Origin of the sequence: Paenibacillus sp. 1182 (assembly GCF_017833915.1) — a bacterium.
Classification (GTDB): Bacteria; Bacillota; Bacilli; order Paenibacillales; family Paenibacillaceae; genus Paenibacillus; species Paenibacillus polymyxa_D.
The window spans coordinates 1-10,554 of sequence record NZ_JAFICR010000028.1 but is presented as its reverse complement, the minus strand read 5'-3'; the positions used below and the strand labels follow the sequence as shown (position 1 = coordinate 10,554).

The following is a 10,554-nucleotide window of genomic DNA, read 5'->3' as shown; positions in this document are numbered from 1 at the left end:
CGTCCTGAGCCAGGATCAAACTCTCCATTAAAGACCAACCGAAGTTGGTTTATAGAAAGAGCGATAAGCTCATTTTGAAACTGACGAGATAAAAATATCTCTTGTTTGCTTCCATTTTATACAGCCTGGAAGGCATGTACCAAAATTTCAGCGTTGGATTTTGCAAGCAAAATCCGTACTCACTCGTTGTTCAGTTTTCAAAGATCAAGTCAACAGCCGTTTAACTGGCTGGATATATAATTTATCACGTGTATACCTATCAGGCAAGTTGTAATATTTCCCAATTTACTAGTTTGTATTTCTACACGGTGATTTACCTGGAACAACTGAGACTCTCTTATCTCCTACTTCAAGTGCAAAGTTGATCAGGTATAAACATCATAAATCAGAAAAGCAGAAGCTCTTTATGTATTGGAGGAACCGCTACTTCCGCTTTTTTAGATAAAATCCTGAAAGTTAGCTTAGCTTAAAGCTGTAGCTAAATCCTGTATCAGAAGTTCAGCAGGCTCATGCCCTACAGCTAGGCGGATAAGCGATTCGGGCATGTGTTGTTTTTCTAGACTCTGCTTATTGAAGCCGTAGTTTGGTGAGATCACCTGGCTCTCCATAGACCCCCAAGATACACCGATCCGAATCAGTCGCAGTTTATTGATCACTCTGCATATATCCTCATAACCCAAATCTTTTAGTTCAAAACTAAATAATCCGGCATACCCTTTGAGCTGCCTACATGCCAGCTCATGTTGTGGGTGAGAAGGAAGTCCGGGATGATTCACTTTTGAAATGGTCGGATGATCTGATAGAAAACGAGCAACCGACAGAGCATTTCTCTGATGGGCTTCCATTCGGAGAGGGAGTGTTCTTAGCCCCCGAATGAGTAGCCAGGCTTCAAAAGGGGCTAACGAGCCGCCAATCAACTCATACTCTTCAGCATACATACGATTTATTATCTCTTTAGAAGCGATCACTGCCCCTGCAATTAAATCATTATGACCACCCAAGTACTTGGATGCGGAGTGAACAACGATATCTACGCCCCATTCTAATGGTTTTTGAAAAAGGGGTGTAGCCCATGAATTATCTATGATTGTGCGGATGCCCTTCGCTTTGGAAAGCGAAGCTACCTCCTGAATATTTACCATATCGAATGTGAATGAGGTAGGAGACTCCATAAGAATAGCACGGGTCTGCGGTTTGATGGCATCAGCAACTGCTTCCGTAGAAGTGGAATGTACAATTGTATAATTTATATTGAACTTCGATAAGTATTTAGCTAGGCTGACGGAGGTTTCGTATATGTGTCCGACCAGAATCAGATGGTCCCCGGCGGATAAACTACACATTAGAGCCGCACTGATAGCAGCCATTCCGGAAGCAAAGCACTTGCAGTCCGCCCCACCTTCCAGTGCAGCAATCATTTGCTCTGCAATCTGAACGGTAGGATTGGTTCCCCTCGAATAGACATAATGCTCCTTTTCATTATTAGCCGCTTCAGCATAATCTTCGTAAGTATCAAAGAAAAATGGAGCAGTCTCATAAATAGGAGGAGCAGCAGCCTTAGCAAAACACCCTAGTTCGTCCTCAAATCGGAGACAGATAAGCTGATCATCCGAGAAACTCAAATCTGATCACCACTTTCTGAAAAATTTCAAACTCATGAGGTAGTCTCCTCAATCCGGGACTCAAATATTCTATAGGGTTATTTCAAAAATCTTTTAAAGAACTGCTGGGATCTAAAAATGATAATTAAATGCATGAAATAAATATGGAGCAGTGAATGGAAGCAATGAGTAAAAATATACTCCGGGTATCAGAGTTGATCATCTGTATTTCATTGTTTGAGCTGGGAAGTACAACCCTGACTGTTCACCTTGCTCCTCTTTCTTGGCTTAATTATCAAAATGGTCTTATTTTTAATGCTTTTTCTATTTCATTGGCACGATATGAAGTGTTCCATCCTCGCTTAACTCTGCATAGGCAATCTCATCGATACTATCATATCCCTGCTCTCGCACCTTAGCCTTAATCTCTCCAATATCAATTGTTTTCCCACGCATAGATTCATTTAGCAACCTTCCCTTATCAATGACAGTAACAGAAAAAAGATCAGGCTGTGCATCTATTCCCATATCCTGAGCGGCGGGTGGCTCGTATTCAGGTTTGCGCATGACTGACAAGGAGCCGTTCGTCTCTAACGTAGCGTACCAGACCTCACGCAGAGAAAAAATATTTTGCTGGCGTAGCATGGAGAGTAGCTGTGTAAATTCTATATCATATTTCTCCAGCATTTCTTGATTTACCTGCCCTTTATCCACGAGCAGCACTGTTCGACCTTCTGCCATATATCCAAATTTCACAAAATGGGTCGTGGCTTTTTCAAAAAAGTAGGCCAGCGCGCACCATAGTGCCAAAGCAAACAAAAGCTGCCCAATGGTCACCTTATCGTCATATAACGTATTTCCCACAATTTCGCTTAACACCAATGATGTTAGGAAATCGAGTGGTGTTAACTGACTGAGTGTTTTCCGACCTGTAATAAAAGTAATGATCCACAAGCCAAAAAAGCTGATGATCAATTTGACACCAATCGAAACAAATACCTCCATAAATAGGCCTCCCGGAAGAAGTTGTTTTGTTATGTGTTATTTACACCGGCCTACCTCAGCATAAACAGAGGATTATTCCTGAAATGTCCGAATAAAAAAGCCCGCTACCAACTAGAGGCAGCGAACTTTTTAATTACGGCTAGTATATAATCTTAATCAAAGGCAATATGCCAGCTCCCGTAATTTTGTGCATAGTGACATCATTGCCCGCTAGCTTGGACTCCGGAGTCAGATTATCTACTTTTCACAAGAAGCTGAATCGCTTCTTTAACCAGCTTATCCGTGTCTCCTCCTGCCTCTTGCTCTTCCAATATACATCGTTGCAGATTCTCTGCTACAATTTGGGCAATCGCTTTATCTGATGCGTTACGTACGGCAGATAACTGGCTAACGACGTCTTTGCACGATTTTCCTTCATCCATTAAACGAAGTACCCCACGCACCTGTCCCTCAATCCTCCTCAGGCGCGTTTTCAGTTCATCACTGTAATTGTAATCCATAAGTAATGCACTCCTTTTTTGACTTACCATATACACGTATAGGTATATTATAAACCAAAAAAATAAATAGGATACCCTAAATAAATAGATTCACCTTGCCCTGGGAAGCATCCCCCAAGTAGGCGGCTACCCCAGCATATTCCAAACCTTCGATTAGCTCTTCTTGCTGCAGCCCTAACAAATCCATGGTCATGGTACAGGCGACGAGCTTGATCCCCTGCTCTCGTGCCAACTCTATAAGCTGCGGCAAGGAAAGCGCATTGTGTTTTTTCATGACATGCTTGATCATCTGTGGACCGAGTCCGGCAAAATTCATTTTGGATAGTGCAAGCTTTTTGGGTCCACGAGGCATGATCCAACCAAAGGCTTTTTCGAGTATCCCCTTATTAGTGCTCACGATTTCATCCTTGCGTAACGTATTTAGCCCCCAAAAAGTAAAGAAAATAGTTACTTCGTGATCATATGCTGCCGCTCCGTTCGCAATAATGAATGCAGCAATCGCCTTATCCAGCTCCCCGCTGAATAATACAATCGTTGTTTTGGGTGTGCTCATATGGATTCGCTTCCCTTAGTCTCTCCAGCCCATTCGGATATGCCTGAAAGCACAGATTTGACTTTTTTAGCGCCTTTGGCAACTAATAACTGACAAGCCATTTCACTGCGTGCTCCAGCTTGGCAAATCACTGCGATCTCTTCTTCCAAGTTCAGTTCAGAAAGTCTGTGCTCCAGTTCGCCAAGAGGGATGTGCTTAGATCCAGGGATATGTTTAAGCGTAAATTCAGCGGGTTCACGAACATCGAGTAAAATGAAGTTCTCTTTGCCAGAACATTTTGCTTGTAGCTCTTCATGGCTTATCGTAGAAGAAAATATTTGCTCCTTCTTCACCTCAGCTAGATTTGCTTTTTGTAGATAATGTCGCATTACATCTCCATCTTGGAGGGTGCCCAAATATTGATGTCCGGTGTTTTTGGCCCAGCTCTGAAAATCGGCTAATGAACCTTTGTCAGTCGCCTGAACCTCCATAATCTTTCCGGGAACGAGCTCATTCATAGCCTTTCTTGCTTTTACAATAGGCATAGGACAAGCTAGCCCTTTACAATCAAGAATATGATCTGCTTGGATATTGTTAGTTGATGACATTCTATAACCTCCGCCTGTTTTTTGAGGGGCTTAGCTTAGTTAAATCTTTTATACATATACCCCTATAGGTATTAGGATAATGATACTCACTTCTCTTGTCAACTTATTTGGCCGTTTTTTCTCAGAAGCAAACAAAATCATGTCTTAAACAAATAAAATTAAAAGCAAAAAAAGCCGCGCAAAAACGCGACTCTAATGCATAAACATAAACCAAAATTAATCGTCTTTTTTCATCAGTTCTGGCAGATCCAGCGACATCGAAATATTACACAGCATACCTCTAGCGAGAAAAAGCATCGTTCTTTCCATTGCTTGTTCAATACCTGCTCGTCGGAAAGCATCATACACCGTCGTATGAATTTCACGTAACCCTTGCTGCATCACGCTTACAACCTCATCCTCGCGGATCGTCTGCGCCTGCATTTGCAAAAGTGTTTCATTACGGTATTCCGTCATAATTTGCGAATAGGCTGCAATTAGCTCTTGCTCGAGCTGCTCAGATGAGGCCGAATGAATGACGCTGTGAAAAGAATCTATGATACGTGTAAATGAAACCTTCAGGGCTTCAACAAGCAATGCTTCCTTGGTAGCGAAAAAACGAAAGACATAGGGTTGAGAAATATTGGCCCGTTCTGCAACTTTGGCTGTTGTAGCTCGGTAGTAGCCCATCTCAGCAAACACTTCAATGGCAGCAGATATGATTTCCTTTTGGCGATTTATAGATGTTGACGTAGCTTTAGTCATGTTTTTTCATCCTTTTATTTAACACAGTTTTCTGATTAGTGATTAATCAATTACAAAATAGTATAAACGACATACCCTAAAAATACAATGAGCTTGAACAAAGTCGCCTCCGCAATTCTAACGGAAACGACTCTGTTATATACATCCAATTATGGCGTTTTAGAGTTAAAATATAATCGGATATAATTGACCTTTTGCGTTTTGGTTTGATAGGAAAATACTAAATTATAACTAAGTCCTGATGTGTTATTGATCGTATAATTAGCTTCTGCTGTGTCAGGTATGTCTCTAGAGGTATCAACGGTTTCCGTAGGTTGGCCTAAATCGTCAACAATTTGTTTGATAAGCAACTTTTTATAGTCTGGATCGGAAGATGTAATTTCTGTAACTTTATCGCTTCCATCCAGCATGATATCTGTATGATACTTAGCGTAACTTCTCATAGGACCAGTAGAACCAGACTCGGATTTCCCCCACAGCTCAAATAAAAGATCGCTGCTAGTTCCCAAGCCAAGACCTTTAGGCAAATTCGGTAAGGTTCCCTGCTTGGCTGCGCTAAATATAGCAGCTGCAGGGCTGTGTTTACTGTGAGGTGTAGCTGTACTATTGGCAGATTCTTGATGGGTCGAGGTTGAGGTTGAGCCTTGCCCATTAGTATTGAGATCCGTGTTTTGATCTGTAGAACTAGCAGGCGATGTGACTGTTTCTGCTTTAGTAGGAGCAGTTGATTTTGCTTCCCCGCTATTGCTGCATCCTGTCATCACAGCAAAACCTATCGCCAATAAAGCACTAGTGGTGATTAGCTTGTAAGCCAACTTTTTACGATCATAAGATTGATGTGTATGCTTCATTATAAGATCACTCTTTCCTTGTTCATGGGTACAAACCAAGTGTAACCGAACCTCGTTTCCAGAATACCTCTACTTGTTTCCAACTTGTAAACAAGGACATTAATGATTTTCTAATATACACTATTTACGACCATAAGATCCCAGCTGTTGTTTAGAAAAGGAGTAAGGAGAGTCACTCTTCTTCAACCATATATTCCCTTTAATGATGAAGATGTATACAGCAAAAACAAAGTAGATCGTACCCGCAATCCAGTCTATTGCCGTTGGGATGTCTCGCTGTACTATTGCATGTATATACCAAATTCCGACTGGAACATGCAGGAGAAGTGCCGTAAACAAGCCAGGATTATATAGGGTTTTTGCTTTAATATTTACGACGATACCGTGCCAGACGACCTGAAAAAATCCCATAAAAACGGGTGCGAGTCCAAGCCAGATTACTTGCGGAAACCATACGGGGAGCAGGTAAAACACATAGGCAATTGCAACATTGATAATCATCGCTGATTGAGTGTTTAAGGGGTAATGATCGGGTGCTTCACTTTTAAACATAACGTTGTTAAATAAACCAGCAAAATATCCAGGCCAGCGGTACTCCTCAAATTGATGAAACAATATAGCTACAAAACTCAACCATAACATGCCTGTTATATCCGAAAGGATAGCTTGATTCATAAGCAAAACAACACATACGACCACACCGATTATAGCCCCTGCATCTTGCCAATATTTTCTCAAATAATTCATATTAGTCACTCCTATGCTTTATTTTTGATCAAAATATCTTTCAAACAGCAGATTTAATTGTTCCTCTATTGAAGGTATTTTCACAACTGCCCCTGATTCAAGAATCGGACTCATCAGTGCGGGCAGAAAAATAGCTCCGAATATTTGCAGCATCATCGCTAACAAGCGCTCCGGCTGTTGCTCGCCTGTCAGCTCCTTGATCGTGTTCTGAACCTTTGGAAATCCCATTATGTTTAAAAACCTTCCGTATTCCTGTTGAGATGTGAAGGGCGTGCTACCCATGGCAATAATTCGCGAAAGAAGCTCTGGATATTGACGAATCACCTGTAAATAGTTATGTAAAAATTGTTTCAGTCTATCTTGGGGGGGGATCGCTGTATTATCCAAAATAGAAAAGGTGTGTTGAAAGCCATTTAATATCACTTCAATAGCTTCACTGAGCAAATTTTCCTTGGAGCCAAAATAATAATTAACTAATGAAATATTAGTAGCAGACAGATCGGCAATTTTTCGGATTGTAACCGCCTCAAAACCTTCCTTTTGAATAAATTCCAGCGTAGCGTCTAAGATTTTTTCTTTGGTTTGTTGTTTTTTGTCTGGGTGATTCATGTTTTTCCTCCTCCTGTTTCGTTCAATCATAACGGACAAATGAAACGGACAACTTTATATAAGCAACTTTTCAAACAACAATTAAAACATTGTTTAAATTTTTGTTTGAACTCAGTTTAGCACTTTATATTTCACAAAACAAGGAGTGATTTGAGATTTAGGGAATAGAAAAACCCGCATACGAATGAGATCGTTTGCGGGTTGATTGAATTGAGGTTGAGAAAAGGACTAAATAGCCCAATTTCCTTTGCGGAACACGGCTTCTTTACTTCCATCTTGCAGTTCGCCATCAATATCCAGCTCAGCTGAGCCGATCATGAAGTCAACATGAGTCAGACTGACATTGGCACCGTTCTGGAGCAGCTCCTCCCGGTTCATTTGTGTCCCATTTTCCATATTAAATGGATACGCACTGCCTAGGGCCAAGTGACAGGAGGCATTTTCGTCGATACCTGTATTGTAAAAAATACGATTGAGATTGGAGATCGGTGAATCGTGCGGCACCAGCGCAACTTCTCCCAAATAGCTGGCCCCTTCATCCGTAGCGAGCAAATGAGTCAGATGCTGCTCGCCGGATTCTGCTGTATATTCAGTGACTTTACCGTCCTTAAAGGTAAACGTTATGCGATCCACCAGTTGTCCATTTAAATTGAGTGGCATGGTACTTGTGACATGACCATTCACACCTGTACGCTTAGGCATCGTGAACACTTCTTCTGTCGGCATATTCGCGACAAAGTAATCTCCGCGCTCGTTCTCCCCACCGCCGCTGCGCCAAATATGCCCGTCAGCCAGTTCAATTCGCAAATCTGTTCCTGGTGCACGATAGTGGAGACTTTTATACTTTTTATGATTCAGCTTGTCTTGTACCTGTTCAAGGTTTTTCAAATGTTTCTGCCAATTCTGAATAGGATCAGAGCCATCTACACGGTTCATTTGGAAGATTGTATCCCACATGACACGTATACGATCCTCTTCTGCTACATCTGCAAATACTTTATCGGCCCAAGCCTTCGTCGGCGCTTTAATTAAACACCAGCTAATTTTATGATTTCGGGTATATTTGGAAAAACTTTCTCTCGCCGTAGCTGCCGCCTTAGTCGCACGAGATACCTTTTGTGGATCAATACCTTGATATAAATCGGGGTTCGGCACTTTAATCGTTAGTGTGGCTCCACCCTCTTCGGCAAATTTCTCCATCATTTCTGCCTTCCAAGCAGGGTAGTAATCGAAGCTAGCTTCGTCACCATGTTCAAAACGACTACGTGTAATGGAATCATCCTCAAACTCTACCTGTACATATTTAGCGCCTGCTTCATAGGCTTTGCTGACAATCAGGCGTGTAAACTCAACAGTTTCCAGTGGTGCAGTTACCAAAAACACCTGTCCAGGCTGAATGTTAACCCCTACTCTTACAACCAGTTCTGCGTATTGCTCCAACAATGATTCAAATGTACTCATTTTTCCACGCTCCTGTTCCGTTTTGATTATATTGAATAATTTCATCATTACAGTACGGATTGCTTCTCCAGTTCACGCAGCTCCACTCTTCGTATTTTGCCTGAGCTGGTTTTAGGGAGTTCTTTAATAAACTCTATTTTTCGTGGGTATTTATAAGGCGCCGTCCATGTTTTCACATGATGTTGCAGTTCCTTCACTAACGCCGGTGATCCTTCTACCCCAGCTTTGAGTACGACAAAAGCCTTTACAACATGTCCACGGATCTCGTCAGGGCTGGCTACGGCAGCACATTCCTGCACGGAGTCATGCTTCATAAGCGCTTCCTCTACTTCAAAAGGACCAATGGTATAGCCAGAACTGATAATGATATCATCCCCACGTCCTTCGAACCAGAAATATCCATCCTCATCTTTGCGAGCCCGGTCTCCCGTAACAAAATAATCTCCGTGGACACTAGTTAATTTGCGTTCTGGATCATGGTAATACGTTTGGAATAATGCCGGCAGATCAGCGCGTACCGCAATATCGCCCACTTGCCCCGGAGCCAGCGGAATGCCATCCTCGTCTACGACCTCAACGAGTCCCGGTGCAATAGATTTGCCCATCGAGCCTGTACGCAGAGGTGCATCCTTTAAATTACCAATAATTAATGTGCTCTCCGTTTGACCATAGCCGTCACGAATCGTAATGTTGAACTGCTCCTGAAACTTATTAATGACCTCCTGATTGAGAGGCTCTCCCGCAGAAACTGCGCTGCGCAATTGGGATAGATCATATTGATCCAAACCATCCGTTTTCGCCATAATCCGATATTCTGTCGGCGTACAGCACAACACTTGGATTCCGTACTGCTGCATGAACTGCAAATAGCGACCCGGACGAAACGGACCATTATATACGAATCCGGTCGCTCCATTCCCCAGTACAGATAAAAACGGACTCCAAATCCACTTTTGCCATCCTGGTGCAGCTGTAGCCCATACTACGTCTGAAGCTCGAATATCCAACCATGGTGATGTTATCCGCAGATGAGCATATCCCCAGCCATGGCTATGTACAACACCTTTAGGATTTCCCGTGGTGCCCGAAGTATAGGCCAGAATGGCCATGTCGTCACGGTGCGTCTTCACAGCTTCAAAAGTATCTTCCTGTCCATCCATCAGCTCATTCAGCACGAGCCAGCCAGATACATCTGGCGTGTCGTCCCCGGAGACCACGATACGATAATCCAGAGTAGGCAAATCATCGCTTATTTTGTCCACTTCACCTGTTACTCCGTTCCAGGCAATGACTGCGCGTGCTTCAGAATGGCGAAGACGATATGCAATATCCTTGGCACGCAGCATTTCTGAAGATGGAATGACAGCAAGCCCCAGCTTCAAGCAGGCTATATAAATTACATACGCAATAATACGCCGTGGTACTACGACCAGAACTCTGTCACCTTTGTTAAATCCCAGACTTGCGAGTCCTCCAGCCAGTCGGTTAGCCTTTTTCAACAGCTCTCCATAGGTGATTTCTTCGTATTCTCCTGTCTCACTCAGCCACTTAAGTGCTGTTTTATCAGCCTCATGGTGTTCCATTTCCGAAGTCATATTGTAATATTCAGGCGCAAGCCATTGTTGTTGATCTGTCAAATTATACCTTCCCCTTTATACATAAGATGAGATCCACTTTCTTACTGTAGTATAACACGTCTTAGTACCAGGTTCTAATACCAGAATCATTTTTTAATCATTTTTTTGGAAAAAAATAAATTGGGTAAAACCAACAACAAAAAGAAAGAGCCTGATCTCAGGCTCTCAGGCTGTCGAGAAAGTCTCGACAGCCTATTTTATGTTAATTTTGTTTAAGACGACACCGCGTTAATGTTGTATAATATAGGTAACTATTGTA

11 protein-coding genes are annotated in these 10,554 nt (G+C 42.3%); all 11 read right to left on the bottom strand.

The genetic code is table 11. From position 1 onward, the window contains the following. Positions 1-461: 461 nt before the first annotated feature. The 11 genes from JOD82_RS28650 to JOD82_RS28600 all read right to left on the bottom strand — a co-directional run bounded on the left by JOD82_RS28650 (position 462) and on the right by JOD82_RS28600 (position 10,295). Positions 462-1,622 carry a trans-sulfuration enzyme family protein gene (locus tag JOD82_RS28650; protein ID WP_209950378.1) on the bottom strand — a complete coding sequence of 387 codons (1,161 nt, stop codon included), beginning with the start codon at positions 1,620-1,622 and terminating at the stop codon, positions 462-464. Positions 1,623-1,925: 303 nt separating this feature from the next. Beyond that, positions 1,926-2,606, bottom strand: coding sequence for a YetF domain-containing protein (locus tag JOD82_RS28645; protein ID WP_069012582.1), 681 nt, complete (start codon positions 2,604-2,606; stop codon positions 1,926-1,928). A 233-nt stretch (positions 2,607-2,839) separates the two neighbouring features. After that, on the bottom strand, positions 2,840-3,106 hold the full coding sequence (locus JOD82_RS28640) for a metal-sensitive transcriptional regulator (RefSeq protein WP_013310304.1): 267 nt from the start codon (positions 3,104-3,106) through the stop codon (positions 2,840-2,842). 76 nt (positions 3,107-3,182) lie between these two features. After that, positions 3,183-3,659: a DsrE/DsrF/DrsH-like family protein gene (locus JOD82_RS28635; RefSeq protein WP_029516791.1), complete on the bottom strand. Its 477-nt coding sequence runs from the start codon at positions 3,657-3,659 to the stop codon at positions 3,183-3,185. Then, positions 3,656-4,246, bottom strand: coding sequence for a sulfurtransferase TusA family protein (locus tag JOD82_RS28630; protein WP_029516792.1), 591 nt, complete (start codon positions 4,244-4,246; stop codon positions 3,656-3,658). Before JOD82_RS28630 ends, JOD82_RS28635 begins: the two co-directional genes overlap by 4 nt. A gap of 216 nt (positions 4,247-4,462) precedes the next feature. Beyond that, complete coding sequence (locus JOD82_RS28625) at positions 4,463-4,990, bottom strand: TetR/AcrR family transcriptional regulator (protein WP_029516793.1); 528 nt, start codon at positions 4,988-4,990, stop codon at positions 4,463-4,465. A 149-nt stretch (positions 4,991-5,139) separates the two neighbouring features. After that, positions 5,140-5,841, bottom strand: coding sequence for a DUF4309 domain-containing protein (locus JOD82_RS28620; protein ID WP_069012581.1), 702 nt, complete (start codon positions 5,839-5,841; stop codon positions 5,140-5,142). A 120-nt stretch (positions 5,842-5,961) separates the two neighbouring features. Further along, positions 5,962-6,588 (bottom strand): HXXEE domain-containing protein, encoded by a 627-nt coding sequence (locus JOD82_RS28615; protein ID WP_029516795.1) that lies wholly within the window; start codon positions 6,586-6,588, stop codon positions 5,962-5,964. Between the two features lie 18 nt (positions 6,589-6,606). Beyond that, positions 6,607-7,197, bottom strand: a complete 591-nt coding sequence (locus JOD82_RS28610) for a TetR/AcrR family transcriptional regulator (RefSeq protein WP_029516796.1) — start codon at positions 7,195-7,197, stop codon at positions 6,607-6,609. Positions 7,198-7,425: 228 nt separating this feature from the next. Then, entirely contained in the window at positions 7,426-8,658 is a 1,233-nt protein-coding gene (locus JOD82_RS28605) for an aminopeptidase (protein ID WP_029516797.1), read from the bottom strand. 47 nt (positions 8,659-8,705) lie between these two features. Then, on the bottom strand, positions 8,706-10,295 hold the full coding sequence (locus JOD82_RS28600; RefSeq protein ID WP_069012580.1) for an acetate--CoA ligase: 1,590 nt from the start codon (positions 10,293-10,295) through the stop codon (positions 8,706-8,708). Between the last annotated feature and the right edge of the window lie 259 nt (positions 10,296-10,554).